Origin of the sequence: Actinoplanes sp. NPDC023936, from assembly GCF_040639325.1 — a bacterium.
Classification (GTDB): Bacteria; Actinomycetota; Actinomycetes; order Mycobacteriales; family Micromonosporaceae; genus Actinoplanes.
Map to the genome: position 1 here is coordinate 1 of NZ_JBEZZR010000024.1, position 14,316 is coordinate 14,316.

The 14,316-nt window shown below is 71.3% G+C and carries 16 protein-coding genes and 1 tRNA gene; 10 read left to right on the forward strand and 7 right to left on the reverse strand.

Annotation, left to right across the window (positions count from 1 at the left end; translation table 11 throughout):
* Positions 1-88: 88 nt before the first annotated feature.
* The gene (locus tag AB0F72_RS26815; protein ID WP_360436318.1) at positions 89-424 is read right to left on the reverse strand and encodes a translation initiation factor 2; all 336 of its coding nucleotides are present in this window, start codon (positions 422-424) and stop codon (positions 89-91) included.
* A 58-nt stretch (positions 425-482) separates the two neighbouring features.
* Between AB0F72_RS26815 and AB0F72_RS26820 the strand changes: the two genes are divergently transcribed.
* Positions 483-662: a hypothetical protein gene (locus tag AB0F72_RS26820; protein ID WP_014447640.1), complete on the forward strand. Its 180-nt coding sequence runs from the start codon at positions 483-485 to the stop codon at positions 660-662.
* A 4-nt stretch (positions 663-666) separates the two neighbouring features.
* On the opposite strand, the gene AB0F72_RS26825 is transcribed toward AB0F72_RS26820, so the two are convergent.
* From AB0F72_RS26825 to AB0F72_RS26835, 3 genes are all read right to left on the reverse strand, one after another.
* Positions 667-1,173: a hypothetical protein gene (locus AB0F72_RS26825; RefSeq protein WP_360436321.1), complete on the reverse strand. Its 507-nt coding sequence runs from the start codon at positions 1,171-1,173 to the stop codon at positions 667-669.
* 265 nt (positions 1,174-1,438) lie between these two features.
* Positions 1,439-1,765 carry an FmdB family zinc ribbon protein gene (locus AB0F72_RS26830; RefSeq protein ID WP_360436323.1) on the reverse strand — a complete coding sequence of 109 codons (327 nt, stop codon included), beginning with the start codon at positions 1,763-1,765 and terminating at the stop codon, positions 1,439-1,441.
* A gap of 102 nt (positions 1,766-1,867) precedes the next feature.
* Positions 1,868-2,515: a 5-formyltetrahydrofolate cyclo-ligase gene (locus AB0F72_RS26835; RefSeq protein WP_360436325.1), complete on the reverse strand. Its 648-nt coding sequence runs from the start codon at positions 2,513-2,515 to the stop codon at positions 1,868-1,870.
* An 82-nt stretch (positions 2,516-2,597) separates the two neighbouring features.
* On the opposite strand from AB0F72_RS26835, the gene AB0F72_RS26840 reads away from it, so the two are divergent.
* From AB0F72_RS26840 to AB0F72_RS26865, 6 genes are all read left to right on the forward strand, one after another.
* Complete coding sequence (locus AB0F72_RS26840; RefSeq protein WP_360436327.1) at positions 2,598-4,589, forward strand: diguanylate cyclase; 1,992 nt, start codon at positions 2,598-2,600, stop codon at positions 4,587-4,589.
* Between the two features lie 47 nt (positions 4,590-4,636).
* Positions 4,637-5,551 carry a UTP--glucose-1-phosphate uridylyltransferase gene (locus AB0F72_RS26845; protein ID WP_360436329.1) on the forward strand — a complete coding sequence of 305 codons (915 nt, stop codon included), beginning with the start codon at positions 4,637-4,639 and terminating at the stop codon, positions 5,549-5,551.
* On the forward strand, positions 5,548-6,861 hold the full coding sequence (gene glp / locus AB0F72_RS26850; RefSeq protein ID WP_360436331.1) for a gephyrin-like molybdotransferase Glp: 1,314 nt from the start codon (positions 5,548-5,550) through the stop codon (positions 6,859-6,861). Before AB0F72_RS26845 ends, glp begins: the two co-directional genes overlap by 4 nt.
* Positions 6,862-7,497, forward strand: a complete 636-nt coding sequence (locus AB0F72_RS26855; RefSeq protein WP_360436333.1) for a GNAT family protein — start codon at positions 6,862-6,864, stop codon at positions 7,495-7,497.
* Positions 7,498-7,613: 116 nt separating this feature from the next.
* Positions 7,614-8,366 (forward strand): hypothetical protein, encoded by a 753-nt coding sequence (locus AB0F72_RS26860; RefSeq protein ID WP_360436335.1) that lies wholly within the window; start codon positions 7,614-7,616, stop codon positions 8,364-8,366.
* A 542-nt stretch (positions 8,367-8,908) separates the two neighbouring features.
* Positions 8,909-8,985 (forward strand) — tRNA-Ala (locus AB0F72_RS26865).
* Between the two features lie 169 nt (positions 8,986-9,154).
* Here AB0F72_RS26865 and AB0F72_RS26870 read toward each other — a convergent pair.
* On the reverse strand, positions 9,155-9,742 hold the full coding sequence (locus AB0F72_RS26870; RefSeq protein WP_360436337.1) for a peptidase inhibitor family I36 protein: 588 nt from the start codon (positions 9,740-9,742) through the stop codon (positions 9,155-9,157).
* A 35-nt stretch (positions 9,743-9,777) separates the two neighbouring features.
* Entirely contained in the window at positions 9,778-10,419 is a 642-nt protein-coding gene (locus AB0F72_RS26875; protein WP_360436339.1) for a peptidase inhibitor family I36 protein, read from the reverse strand.
* Between the two features lie 224 nt (positions 10,420-10,643).
* Between AB0F72_RS26875 and AB0F72_RS26880 the strand changes: the two genes are divergently transcribed.
* Both AB0F72_RS26880 and AB0F72_RS26885 read left to right on the forward strand, forming a co-directional pair.
* The gene (locus AB0F72_RS26880; RefSeq protein WP_360436341.1) at positions 10,644-11,168 is read left to right on the forward strand and encodes a sigma-70 family RNA polymerase sigma factor; all 525 of its coding nucleotides are present in this window, start codon (positions 10,644-10,646) and stop codon (positions 11,166-11,168) included.
* Positions 11,169-11,178: 10 nt separating this feature from the next.
* Positions 11,179-12,237, forward strand: a complete 1,059-nt coding sequence (locus tag AB0F72_RS26885) for a CU044_5270 family protein (RefSeq protein WP_360436342.1) — start codon at positions 11,179-11,181, stop codon at positions 12,235-12,237.
* Positions 12,238-12,373: 136 nt separating this feature from the next.
* On the opposite strand, the gene AB0F72_RS26890 is transcribed toward AB0F72_RS26885, so the two are convergent.
* Positions 12,374-12,892, reverse strand: coding sequence for a DUF2199 domain-containing protein (locus AB0F72_RS26890; protein WP_360436344.1), 519 nt, complete (start codon positions 12,890-12,892; stop codon positions 12,374-12,376).
* A 131-nt stretch (positions 12,893-13,023) separates the two neighbouring features.
* Between AB0F72_RS26890 and AB0F72_RS26895 the strand changes: the two genes are divergently transcribed.
* Positions 13,024-14,268 carry a GAF domain-containing protein gene (locus AB0F72_RS26895; protein ID WP_360436346.1) on the forward strand — a complete coding sequence of 415 codons (1,245 nt, stop codon included), beginning with the start codon at positions 13,024-13,026 and terminating at the stop codon, positions 14,266-14,268.
* Positions 14,269-14,316 lie beyond the last annotated feature (48 nt).

Sequence of the window (14,316 nt, forward strand, 5' to 3'; positions counted from 1 at the left end):
GAGCACCTGCTACACCCATACCCGACCAACACATCGATCTTGATCAGAGTGACGGCCGTTCACTCCAAAGCATGTGCGAAGTACGGGGCTAGAAGAACACGCGGGCGCAGAGCAGGCAGGTCACGATGATCGCGATCGCGCCGGCGACCAGGCCGACCCCGTAGGTCACCGTGCGCGCGGAGCCCTCCGCCTCGTCGAGCGCGTCGATGTCCTGGCCGGGCATGGCGCGCGGCGGCGGCGGGTGCGCGATCGTCGGCGGCCGCCAGTCCGGTGCGGGCGGGTCGGTGCGCGGCGGCCCGGGATAGACGGGACCGGGCGTGGCGGGCGGCCCGTCCCGCTCCGGGCGACCGAGCGAATCGGCGGCCGGATCGGGACGTTGCCAGTACGCGTCGTCCGGGTCACTGGTGGGGGATGTCACGTTCATCGACGGTACAGCCGGAGGGGGAAGACGGCCTCGCCACCGTCGGCTTACCCTCTTAGACGTGGACATCCTGGATGGCCCCGAGCGGGACAGCGACGCCGAGCGTGAGGTGGACTTCGAGTCCGAGGAGGCCGCCGTGCTTCCCGATCAGACCCGTGACGACACGGAACGGGGCTGGGGCGAGCGCAGCTACTCCAACGACGACCGGCTCTACGAGGACCGGCCGCCGCACTGGGGCTAGGCCCCTAGCCCGGGCGGATCACAATGGCGAAACCGTCGCCCGCGCCGGCCAGCGCCCGGTCGGCCTCGCCGGGATCGAGCGCCAGCAGCAGGCCGCCGGTCCCCGGATCGTCCGCGCCGGTCACCTCCAGGACCAGAGCGGCGCTCGCCACGAGCGTGCTGCGGTCACCGGTGCGCAGCAGATCGACCCGCTGCCCGGGCTCGACCAGGGTGAGGGCGGTGGGGTCGGCCAGGCGTACCGGAACGCCGACCTTGCCGGCCGGGATGCCGGGCCGGCCGGTGCCCGCCGTGCCCTCCTGCGCTGACGGCGCAGGTGCGGGCGGAGCGGTGGCGTCCGGCGAGCGGGCCACCGGCTGGTACCAGAGCACCGCCGCCGACGTGATCAACAACACCGCCGCGAGGACGAGCCGGGCCAGGGAGCCGCGGTGCGGGCGGCGCCAGCGGACCGGGTCCAGGCGTTCTCCGCGACGCACGGCGCGGTCGTGGCGGGCCGAGGCTTTGCGGGCCGTCATCCGGGCCTCCCTGAACTCGCCTGACTTGCCGTGACTCGTCCGGCTCGCCGGTGGGCAGCCGATCGGGAGGCACGCTAGGCGGCTGGGCCGCGGTGGCGGCAGAGGCCTGTGGACAACCTGGGGATGTGGACGCGCGGCGGAAATCCGGCTGATCGTGCTAGGCGGCCCGGACAGAGAACGCCGGGACACGAGAACGCCGGAACACGAGAACGCCGGGCCGTGGGACGGCCCGGCGTTTCGGTGATGCGGACGGCGCCGCGCCTGCTCAGGAAGCGGTGCTGGCGGCGGGGGTCGCAGCGGGCTTCGACGACGCCGCGGCCGGGGTGCTGCCGCTCGTGGTGGACGAGCTCGACGACGAGTCGCTGGACGACGACGAGGACGCAGGCGTGCCGGACTTCTCCGCGCTCACGTTTCCGGCGCGGGAGTCGGTGCGGTAGAACCCGGAGCCCTTGAAGACGACGCCGACGGAGTTGAACACCTTGCGCAGCTTGCCCTGGCAGTTCGGGCACTCGGTCAGCGCCGGGTCTGAGAAGGACTGCACGGCTTCGAGCTGCTCACCGCACTCGGTGCAGGCGTACTGGTAGGTAGGCACGGCTCCTCCGGATCCTTCGGCTGTTGGCACTCGCCAACTCCGAGTGCCAATGTTGCGGCATCGGAGGTCAATTCGTCCACTCCGACCCCTGCCTGAGGGGACTCAGGAGAACGTCACAAGCCCGCCAGTGGGCGTGATCACACCCCGGACCGCCCGATCGTGCGGCTCGGCGGGCACCTCGTCGACGAACTCGCCGTCGTGCAGGAGAGCCACGGTGAGCGGCGCCGGCCGTGTGGCCGCGGCGCCGCCCGGCGGTGGGCCGGGATCGTCGAGCCGTGCCAGGACGCGGTCGTAGGACCCGCCCCCGCGGCCCATCCGCACCCCACCCGGGCCGACCGCGAGCGCCGGCACCAGGACCAGATCCGCCTCCCGGATCGCGTCGGCGCCGAGCCGCGGGCCGCCCGGCTCCCGGAGACCGCGCGGGCCCCGGTCGAGTGAGCCCTCGAACACTGCCCAGTCGAGATCGTTGTCGGGCAGCAGCGCCGGTAGCAGGAGCCGTCCGCCGGGGGGGAGGGCCGCAGCCAGCAGTCCGGGCAGGCCGGGGCCACCGGGTTCGGTGCCGACCGGGACGTAGGCGGCGATGGTGGACGGGGCGAGACCCCGTACCAGGGAAAGGGTCTCGGCTTGGATCTTGGCGGCTGACTCGGCGAGCTCCGCGTCCGAAAGTGATCGACGGGCGGTGAGCAGGCGTGCGCGCAGCGCGATCTTGTTTTGTGGTGATTTTTCCGCGTCACTGGCTAAATCCGACATGCAACACCCCCTTTTGAAAACCGGCAAACGGTGCACACTATGTCAGCATCGCTGGAAAAGAGGGCCACTCCCGGGAGGAAGTGTGACACTTCGTGGCCGGCTAACCAGCGCGTTCCTGGTGGTCGTGCTCGGTCCGGTCCTGCTCGGGTCCATCTTCGTCGCCCTCACCGTCGGTGCCGTGAGCCGCGAACGGACGACCGAGCGCCTCGACCACGCCGCCATCACCGTCGGTACCGCTGTGGGTGCTGTCTGTCGTCAACTTCAGGCGGCGGCGGACGCGGTCGCGGTGGTTCCGGCTACCGAGCGTTCCGCCGTGGCCGATCAGCTGATCGCCCGAGGCCTGGCGACGGCGATCCGCATGACCGGTCCTGATCAGCAATCGCAACCCCCTCGACCGCGCGGGGCCAGCCGCGAGGAGGTCCTCGAGAAGGGCGGGCGCCCGATCGGCTGGCAGAACTGCGCCGAGCCGACCACCGGCGCCGTCACCGCGCTCGCCGCGCTCGCCACGACGCCGCAGACCGGCACCGCGCCGGAGGTGACGGTGATGGCCGCCCAGCGCGTGGACGGTGACCTGCTGGCCCGCATCGGCGCGGCCGGCGGCGTGGCGGTGACCCTCGGCGCGCCCGCACCCGGCGCCGGCGCCGCGATCCGCGGCCTGACCGCCGAGCCGGGACAGCCGCTGCCGCTCACCCTGAGCGTGCCGGCCGCCGACCCGACCGTGCGGTACACGATCCTGTTCCTCATCGTGCTGGTGACCGCCCTGGCGGCGATACTGGCCGCCCGCTGGCTGGCCCGGTCCACCACCCGGCCGCTCGGCGACCTGGCCTGGGCCGCGGACCGGGTGGCCAACGGCGACCTGGACACCCGGGTGCCGATCCCGCGACCGGACGAGCTGGGCCGGCTGGCCGGCACGTTCAACCGGATGACCCGTGAGCTGCAGTCCTATGTGCAGGCGCTGACCGCGAGCCGCGACCAGCTCAGGCGGCATCTGGCGATCCTCGGCGACACCCTGTCCAGCACTCACGACCTGGACCGGATCCTCCCGGTGATCCTGCGGACCGCGATGACCGCGACCGGCGCCCGGGCCGGGTTGATCCTGCTCGCCGAGACGGACGGACGGCTGGCCGTGCGCTGCGGGGCCGGGCTGACCGGGGAGTGGGACCTGCCCGCCGCCGAGCTGGCGCAGCGCCGGCTGGTCTCCGGCCGTGGCGTGCTGGGCACGGTCGCGGCGACCGGCGCGCCGCTGCAGGGAACGAGCGGAACGAGCGGCGACGAGCCGGCATGTGAGTCGTATCTCGCCGTGCCGATCTGCGCGCCGCCGAACCCGGACGCCGACGGTGAGCCGGAACCCGGCACGCTCGGGGTGCTGGCGCTCTACGACCGGCTCGGCAGCCCGGCCTTCGAGGACACCGATCTGCGGACCCTGCGCACCTTCGCCGGGCAGGCCGGGGTCGCCGTGAACAACGTGCGCGTGCACGAGGAGGCGCAGCGGCTGTCGCTGACCGACCCGCTCACCGGTTTGTGGAACTACCGTTATCTGCGCGAGGTCCTGCGGCGCGAAGTGGAGCGGGCGAGCCGGTTCGGCCGGATGCTGACCGTGCTGGTGCTCGACCTCGATCACTTCAAGGACGTGAACGACACGTACGGGCACACCGCCGGTGACCTGGTGCTCGGCGAGTTCGCCCGGCGCATCCGGCTCGGGCTGCGCGAGGTCGACGTGGCGTTCCGCCAGGGTGGTGAGGAGTTCGTGGTGCTGCTGCCGGAAACCGACGCGTACGGTGGTGTGATCGTGGCCGAGCGGCTCGGCGCGGCCGTTCGCGACTGTCCCGTGCCGATCGATCCACGCCGTCCCGATCTCGACGACCGCATCTCGATCAGTGTCTCGATCGGCATCGCGGTCTTCCCGGAACACGGGAACACCGCTCAGGAGGTTCTCGACGCCGCGGACGAAGCGCTTTACGCGGCGAAGAACTCGGGTAGAGATACGTACCGACTGGCCGAACGGGGATCGTTCGATCCCGCAGCGGCCACGACCGGAGGGCCACAACCGCCGCGGCAAGTCCGTGGCCGATAGTCTTCGCGGCATATCCGGGCACGATCCAGCGAAGGTGCGGTGACGCAATGACGACGAACGCGCAGGGAACGAACCGGCGCGCGGTTAAGGCAGTGATCCCGGCGGCAGGTCTCGCCACCCGGTTCCTACCGGCCACCAAGGCCGTGCCGAAGGAACTGCTACCGGTGGTGGACCGTCCCGTTCTGCAGTACATCGTCGAAGAGGCGGCCGCAGCCGGCATCACCGACGTCCTGCTCGTCACCGGCCGGGGCAAGACCTCGATGGTCGACCACTTCGACCGCCGCCCCGACGTGGAGCAGCGGCTCGCGGAGAAGGGCGACACCGCCCGGCTCGAAGCGGTGCGCCGGACCAGCGAGCTGGCCGACATCTACACCGTCCGGCAGGGCGAGCCGCTCGGCCTCGGTCACGCGGTCGGCACCGCGGCGTCGCACGTGGGCCCGGAGAACGCGTTCGCGGTGCTGCTCGGCGACGAGTTCGTGGAGGAGTCCAAGCCGCTGCTGCCCGCGATGCTGGACCTGCAGGCGCAGACCGGTGGCATCGTGCTGGCGTTCATGGAGGTGCCGCCCTCGGAGACCTCCCGGTACGGCATCGCCTCGGTTCGCGAGAGCGATCTCGGCGAGGACGTCGTCGAGGTGACCGGACTCGTCGAGAAGCCGAAGCCCGAGGAGGCGCCGAGCAACCTCGCGGTCCTGGGCCGCTACGTCCTGCCCGGCAAGATCTTCGAGACGATCGCGGACACCAAGCCGGGTGCCGGCGGCGAGATCCAGCTGACCGACGCGATGGCGACGCTGCTCGCCGAGGGCACCCCGGTGCACGGCATCATCTACCGCGGGCACCGGTACGACACCGGCATGCCGCTCGGATACCTGCAGGCGGTCGTGCAGCTGGCCGTCCAGCGTCCCGACCTCGGTGAAGAGTTCCGGGCCTGGCTGACCGACTTCGTCGGTGGTCAGAAGGGATGACCGCCACGGCCGATGCCGAGGCGGCCGCCAACGAGCTGATGCCTCTCGCCGAATACCTGGGCAGCGTGCTGCGCAGGTTGCGGGTGCTGCCTCCGCTCGACCTCGACCTCACCCAGGCGCACGGGAACGTGCTGGCGGCCGACGTGATCGCGCCGCACCCGTTCCCGGCGTTCGACCAGGCCGCGATCGACGGGTACGCGGCCCGATGGGAAGACCTGGCCGGCGCCGGGCGCATCGGGTCGCACCCGTCCTCGCTGCCGAAGTTCGACAACAACGCCCGCACGGTACGGCTCAACGTCGTCGGCGACCTGGGCGCGGCCAGCTGGCGCCCGGTCCGGCTCACCCCCGGCACCTGCTTCTCGGTGGCGGCCGGCGCGCCGCTGCCGATCGGCGCCGACGTGGTCGTGCCGGTGCACTGGACCGACCAGGGCATGGCGGCCGTGGAGATCCTGCACGCGCCGAAACGGGGCTCCGGCGTCCGGCGGGCCGGCGAGGAGATCGCTGTCGGCCAGGTGCTCGCCCGCGCCGGGACCTACGTCTCCCCGCCGATGGTGGCCACGTTCGCCGCCTCCGGCATCGGCCACGTCCTGGTGCGGCCCAGCCCGCGGGTCGTCGTGGTGGCGACCGGCGACGAACTGGTCGACGTGGGCCGGCCCAGTCAGCCCGGTCAGGTGGTGGACGCGAACTCGCACGCGCTCACCGCCGCCGCGGTGGAGGCGGGCGCTCTCGCGTACCGGATCGGCATCTGTGACGACGACCCGGAAGGGCTGCGTGGCCTGCTGGAGGACCAGACGCTGCGGGCCGACCTGATCATCACGACCGGCGGCACCGGCACCGGCCCCGGCGACATGCTGCGCCGGGTGCTGTCCCGGCCCGGCACCGGCCGCGGCTCGGTCGAGTTCACCGACGTGGCGCTCTGCCCGGGCACCGCGCTCGGGTTCGGCACGGTCGGCGGCGAGGAGGTCCCGGTGGTGTGCCTGCCCGGTGAGCCGGGCGCCGCACTGATCGGCTTCGAAGTGCTGGCCTGGCCGGTGATCCAGCTGCTGGCCGGGGCCGAGCCGGTGTTCCGGACCAGCGTCAAGGCGCACCTGCTGGAGACCGTCTCCTCGCCCGGCGGACTGCGCGAGTTCCGGCCGGCACACGTCGCGGAACGACGCGGCGGCGGTTACACGGTGCAGCCACTCGCCGGTGGGCCGTACACTCTCTCCGGTTTGTCCGAGGCGAACGGTCTGCTCGTCCTCGGGGAAAGGGTCACCACGGCGGCGGCGGGTTCGACCGTGGACGTGCTGCTGCTCGACCGGAGGCGATGAATGCTCGGGGCCACCCCCGGATGGCCAGCCGTCCTGGCGGATGGCCCGGTGCTGCTGCGGCCGTACAAGCGTGGTGACGCCCGGGCCTGGTCCGAGGTGCGGATCGCCAACCAGGCGTGGCTCGCGCCCTGGGAATCGGCGCCGCCCGGCCCGTGGTCCGAGATGAACTCGCCCCGCGCCTTCGGTTACGTCTACCGCGACATGAAACGGGCCGCCCGGCGCGGCGACAGCATGCCGTTCGCGGTCTGCCTGGTCGACGACGGCAGGGAGCGGCTGGTCGGCCACGTGAACCTGGGCAACATCGTCCGGCGGGCGTTCGCGTCCGCGTACGCGGGCTACTGGGTGGACTACCGGGTGGCCGGCCGGGGCGTGATACCGACAGCGCTGGCGCTCGCCGTGGACCACGCGTTCGGGCCCGGGGCTCTGCACCGCATCGAGGTCAACATCCGGCCGGAGAACGGGCCGAGTCGTCGTGTCGTGGAGAAGCTGGGTTTCCGCGAGGAGGCGTACCACCAGCGCTACATGCACATCGACGGTGGCTGGCGCGACCACCTCGGATATGCCATGACCAGCGAAGAAGTGGCTGCCGAGGGCGGTCTGCTGTCCCGCTGGAAGCGCGTCCGCGCCAGTAAATGATCTTGGCGCCATCACTGCTGTCGGCGCGGCGCGCGAAATATCACGGCTACCGCCCGTAACCTCGCAAACGGCGCGTCACTTTCGGCGCGTCCTTCTGGTGTCGCTGGGATGGGGGAGTGAGGGTGCCGACGTCGGTGCTCCTCGCCGTCCTCGCCGCGGCCGGTTTGCTCGCCCTCGCTCCGGCGCTGGTACGCCGGTACGACGCCACCGAGCGACTCGCCGCGGAGCGGGCGTCGTCGACGGCGCGGGTGCTGCAACGCCACCGCCGTCGCCGCAGCGTGCCCGGACGCCGACCGATCAACCCGGCGCGCCAGGTCACGGTTACGGTACCCGCCCCTTCGGGTGATTCCGCCGCCGCTCCGGAACGCCGCCTGCGCCTCGTCACCGGCAAGCGCTCCCCGCGCCGCGCACCCCAGCGCCGCGGCACCCCGGCCGTCGTCCGCCGCCGCCGGGTCTTCGCCGCCCTGGTGCTGCTCAACGCGATAGAGCTGGTCGGCGTGCTCGCCGTCGGCCCCGGCTTCTGGATCAGCTTCGCGGTCACCGGCAGCCTCCTCGGCCTCTACCTGGTCCACCTGCGCAACCGCGCCATCGCCGACCGCCGCCGACGCCGCGTCCAGGCCCGCGAGGCGGCCTGGCTGGCCGCACGCCAGGCCGAGGTCCGCCGCGAACAGGCACGCCGGGCCGCGGCACGACGCGAGGCCCAGCGCCGCCTGGCCGCCCAGCGCGAAGCCGTCCGCCGCGCCGCGATGGGCCTCGACCGGGAACCCTCCGACCTCCCGGTGGCGGCCAACGGAGGCTCGGTCTCCTACCGCCGGCGAGGGGGCCTGCGTGGGCGCGCCTACGAGGCCGGCGGAAGGCACATTTCATAGGTACGGGCGTTCGGCCGCCCTCCGGCGGCCGATGGCAGTCCCCGGCTCTTCCCCGGCGACCTGGTCGGTGGTCAAGGCCGTTGCGCCCGCTACGGCGACAGGTGCCGGGTCAAGCCGCGCCCCGTCCCGCGGTTCGCGAAGTCCCGTCTGCCGCCCGCGTCCAGGCCCGCCGCCCGCGTTCACGCCCGCCGCCCGCGTCCAGGCCCGCCCGCGTTCACGTCCGCCCGTCGTGTCTACGCCCGCCCGCTCGCGTCCACGCACGCCCGCCCACGTCCACGCACGCCCCACCCGCCCGTGCTCCTCACTCGGAGTGCCGGCAACCACGGTGAAGCTCGCGCTTCGCGGCATTCTGCGGACGCCCCCAGCCCCGCAGAATGCCGCAAAGCAGCAGCGCTCCACTGATGCCGGTGACGCATCGTGACACCCCGAGGCGGCTCGGCGTCTCCCCTGCTCAGCGGTGAAGGGAGGGGCGGTTCGCGGGGACGGCCGACATCCTGTTAGTCTTTCTGCGGTTCCACGGTGAGGCATCACCGCGAAGCCAAGGGGCTGTGGCGCAGACTGGTAGCGCACCTCGTTCGCATCGAGGGGGTCAGGGGTTCAAATCCCCTCAGCTCCACCAAATGATCAAGGCTGTTCCGGGGATCCGGAGCAGCCTTTTTCGCTTTCCTGGGCGCCGAGCGCGGGCGTGGAGCACCGGCGTGGCGCACGGGCGATGGCGCACGAGCGTGGCGCACGAGCGAGGGCCGCCCGGTCATGCCGGACGGCCCTCGGGTGCTGCTATGCCGGGATCAGCCGTAGACCTGGTCCGCGGTGTCGTTCCAGAACGTGCCGATGTTCGACGAGTAGGTCTTGCCGGAGATGTTCAGCTGACCCTTGCCGCCGTTGTCGAAGACGCTGCCCTGGTCGTTGGACGAGTTGTTGCGCCAGGACGACATGGTGTTGGCGAAGCCGTAGTCGTCCAGGTTCTGCCAGTACTCGTTGGCGAACTGGAGACGGCGGCCGCCGCCTTTGTCGTGCTCGTAGAGGCACAGGTAACGCTCGGCGCAGGACGGGAGGTCCGCAGCCGCCGCGAGGCCCTTCGCCTCGGCCTGGACGGCCAGGGTGTCGGTCTTGCGGTTGTAGCCGGCCTTCTTGTCGGCCTCCGCTGTCGTCGCGAAGCACTCGATGTCGGCCGGGCCGTTCACCGTGCAGGACTTGGCGCCTTCCCAGCCCTTCGCCAGGTCGATGGTGCGCCCCTGGAACTCGGCCAGGGCCGTGCCGGCGCCGGCGGCCGGCGCGGGCGGCGCCGACGGGGAGGCGAGCGCCGCACCGGCGGGCATCATCAGGATTCCGGCGGCGGCGGTGGCCAGGACGAAGTTGAAACGGTTCTTGTTCATTTTTCTACCCCTCGATTTTATGGCGCTGTGAACGGTCAGCCGTGAATCTGGTCAGCTTTGTCGTTCAGCGTCGAGCCAACATTCGAGTTGTAGGTGCTGGAGGACAGGGTGCGCTGGCCGAATCCACCGGCCTTCTCGTCGAAGATGGCGCCGGTGTCACCGCTTCCCTGGTTGTTCCGCCACGACGTCATCTGATTGTCGAACGCGTATTCGCGGAGTTGCTGCCAATACTCGTCCTGGAAGATGAGCCGGCGCCCGCCGCCGTTTTCGTGCTCGTAGAGACAGAGCCAGCCGGTCGCGCAGGCCGGCGTGGCCGCGGCCGCCGCGGTGGCCGACAGGCCTGCCGACCGTGCCTTTTTGACCAGCGGATCCGTCTCGCGGTTATAGCCGAGGGCGGCGTCCGCCTCGGCTGCGGTGGCGTAGCACTGCACCACTGTCGCCGAGTGGACGGCGCACGTCTGCGCAGCTCCCCAGCCGTCTTCCTGGAGGTTGATCGTGCCGTTCTTGAATTTGGCGGTTCCGTCGTAGGAATCCGCCGCCTGAGCGGCTCCCGCCGGTGCCAAAGAAATGGTTGCTGCGATGCCGGCCGCAACGGCCAGCAATCCCCGTAAACGCACGTTTCCCCCGTGGCGTTGTTTTTGATTGACGTGAGCAACCGTATGCGCCGGGTATTCCATGGTCAACCTCTGGCGTTTTCGGTGATCGTCTGATATCGGCCGCGCTCGAACGGGAGGTCACGGTGGTGCGGACTTGCTGGAATGGCGTTGGGTAGGCGGTGGATCGTACGGATCTCGGCTTGAGAGAAAGTCCGCGAATCGGACTTAAATTCTTAATATGGTCACTTGAGGATCGGCTGTGAAGTCCCGGTGGTCGCCGGACACAAGTAGGGCAGGAGGTTCGCATGACGACTGACGAGGAACGCTTCACGGTCCTCTACGAGCACCACTACGCCGACGTCGAGCGCTACGTGGTGCGCCGCGCCGCCGACGTCGTTGCCCGGGACGTCGTCGCCGATGTCTTCCTGGTGATCTGGCGCCGCATCGGCGAGGTGCCCGAGCCGGCCCTGCCGTGGATCTACGGCGTCGCCCGGCGGGTCCTGGCGAACGAGTTGCGCGGCGCCCAGCGGCGGCGGCAGCTCGAGCAGAAGGTCGCGGCGCACGTGGATGACGAGCTGGCCGATCACGCCGACGACGTGGCGTCGCGCGCCGCTCTCGCGGCGGCGTTCGAGCGCCTGCCGGAGACCGACCGCGAGACCCTTCGGCTGATCGCCTGGGAGCAGCTGTCACCGAGGGATGCGGCCACCGCGGCCCAATGCTCCTTCGCCACGTTCGCCATGCGGCTGCACCGGGCCAGGCGGCGGCTGCGCCGTGAGATGGCTCCGGCCGTCCCGCCCACCACGTTGCTCGCGCAACCCGGCCTGAACTGAAGGAGTTCCCATGCTGACCCGTATGGCGACCGAAACGCGCGACATGCTCAAGCCGCTCGACCCGGCTGCCGGCCACCGATCGGCGGTGCCGGAGCAGGACCGGCAGGACGACCTGCGGCGCATCCTGGCAGCCTCGGCACACGCCGACCCGAAACGCCACGCGTCTCGCGCGGCCCGGCCCCGGACGACCGGGCGCCGGCTGGCCTGGGGTTCGGGTGCCGCCGCTGTAGTGGCCGGCGCGGTGGTGGCGACGCTGACGCTCGGCGGTTCGCCCAGCCTGGCCTACGAGGCCACCCCGGCCCCGCTGGTGATCACCCTGACCAGCGACGCGCGGCCGGCCGGTGAAGTGCTGCGGGAGATCGCCGGCCGTGCCGAGAAACTGCCGGCCACGACGGGCGCCTACCAGCACCTCGTCACGGAGAGCTGGAGCCTCTGGACCCGGATCGACGACGAGCGGGTCGTCTCCGCCGTCGTGCCGGCGCGACAGGAGTCCTGGCGCGGCGACGACGGTTCCGGCAAGGTCGTCGTGGCCTCCGGCGAGCCGTACTTCCCGTCGGCCGAGCACCGCGAGGCCTGGGAGGACGACGGATCCTTCGGTGACGGCGACAAGCCGCAGGCTGAGACGTTCGGCGCCGGCCAGTTCCCGGCGATGTGGAAGGACGCGCCTCCGGCCGATCCGGCGAAGCTGGCGGACTGGCTGGCGATCGCCCACCCCCGCGAGAACGGCCCGGCCGAGACCATCGTGGCCGTCACCGACCTGGCCCGCGAGCGGGTGCTCGACCCGGCGCTACGGGCCGGTGTCCTGCGGGTCCTCGCCACTCTCCCCGGCATGACGCACGAGGGCGCCGTGGTGGACCGGATGGGCCGTCACGGCGAGGCGTTCGTGCTGGTGTCCGACTTCAGCGGCCTGCCCACCCACTACACGCTGGTCGTCGACCCCCGCACCGGTGAGCTGCTCGGCTACGAGAAGGAACTCCGGACCGAGGCCGGCAAGCTGGACGTGAAGCTTCCCGCGGTGATCGGCTACGACCTCTTCGTCGCCGCCGGACGCACCTCCCAGCCGGGCTGAGCAACCGGACTGAGCAACCGGACTGAGCACAACCTTCCCCCGAGTGGCCCCGCCGGCCTGGTCCCATGCCGGCGGGGCCGCGCCCCTCGGCTACCCCGGCGATCCGGGCCGAGCCTGTCGATCGCGTGGTCCGGCGTCAGAACCCGTCCAGCCGGCGGTGCAGGTGGTAGGACGCGATCTCCTGGACCCGGGCCATCGTGATGCCGGCGAGCTGCTCGACGGAGAGAGGATTGCCGGTCGGCTCCAGCTCGATGTAGGGCGGCTGCCCCACCGGGCGGGTGTGTACGTTCGTCTTCAGGTTGAGCGTGGACGGCTCGTAGCCGGCGATGGCGTTGGAGAGCCAGCCGAAGTACGGCGGTTCGCTCTCCCGGCCCTCCTGCTCCCAGATGTCCACCGCCCGGGTGAAGTTGGCCCGGCTCAGGGACACCCACATGCTGTACGTGAACACGTCGCCGATGTCCCACACCGGCAGCTCTATCAGGCCGCGGACGAAGAACTGCTCGCCGCCGATCACGCAGAGGTCGGCGTCCAGCAGGCAGCCGTCCTGGCCGGCCATCTCCGGCTGCCAGACGTCCGGGGCCGGCGCGGCGAAGCTGAGCGGCGGGCCGTCGTGCTTGGCTCCGCACGTTCCGCAGACGAACTGCTCGGTGCTCACAGCGCCGAAGCATACGACCGGCCGAATAGATCTTCGCGGTGGCCGGTGTTACGTCACACCAGAGATGGTGCAAAACATGAAAATTGCTACTTTCGGGTGGTATCTCTGGAGCAAGTCCCGGAGGTGACGCCATGAAAGCTCCACTGCCCGACAACGAGATCGAGCGGCTGGCCGCGCTCTACTCGCTTGACATCCTCGACAGCCCGCCGGAGAAGGATTTCGACGACATCGTCGCGCTGGCCGCGGGTGTCTGTGAAGTCCCGGTCGCGATGGTCAGCCTGGTCGACGCCGACCGGCAGTGGGCCAAGGCAAGCACCGGCTCGGAGCTGGTGCAGACCGCGCGGGACCTGTCGTTCTGCGCCCACGCCATCCTCGGCCGGGAGCTGCTCGTCGTCCCGGACGCCCGCGAGGACGCCCGGTTCGCGGACAACCCGTCGGTGACGGCCGAGGGCGGGGTGCGGTTCTACGCCGGTGCGCCGCTGATGACGACCGACGGGTTCGCGCTCGGCACGCTGTGCGTGCTGGACACCGTGCCGCGCCGGCTGGACAACGAGCAGCAGCAGGCCATGCGCGCTCTGGCCCGGCAGGTCACCGCCCAGCTGGAGCTGCGCCGGTACGCGTTCGCGCTCGCCAACACGACAGCCCGGTTGCAGGAGCTGGAGCGGCGCAAGGACGACCTGGCCGGCCTGGTCGGCGGGGAGCTGCGGTCGTCGCTGCGGCTGATGGCGGCGTACCTGGATCAGCTCGGCGACACCGGGTTCCACGACGCGGAGATGGCCGACCTGGTGGGCCGGGCCACGGCCGCGCACGTGCGCGGGTTCCGCGAGCTGCTCGACCACCTCACCTCGATGGCCGACGCCGGTCTGGGCGGGGACAGCCTGCACATGCGGCAGTGCGACCTGACCCGGGTGACCCAGCGGGCGGTGGAGGCGGTCCGCCCGATCGCGGCCAGCAAGCACATCTGGATCCTCAACCAGGCCGGCGGCCCGTCGCTGCCGATCATCGCGGATCCGGTCCGGCTCGAACAGGTGCTGACGCACCTGCTCTTCGCGGCGGTCAAGTACACGCCGGAGGGCGGCCGGGTGCGGGTGGGCACGGAGATGGAATCCGGCCCGACGGTACGGCTCGACGACATGGACCTGCCCGACGGGCTGCGACCCGAACTGTTCCCGCACCTGTATTACGGCGCCATCGCCAACCCGGCCGACGTGCCCGGTCCGGATCGCGGGCTGGCCGTGGCGAAGCGGATCCTGGACGCCCACCACGCCACGGTGGCGCTCTCCGACCGGCCCGGCGACGGGACGTCCCTGCACGTGGTCTTCCCCTATGCGGAACAGTCCCCGACCGAGCTCATCCGAGATCTCGCGATCGCCTGAGGAGAGAACCACGGATCTGGGGTACGGCTGTCACCGGCCCGCGCCCGC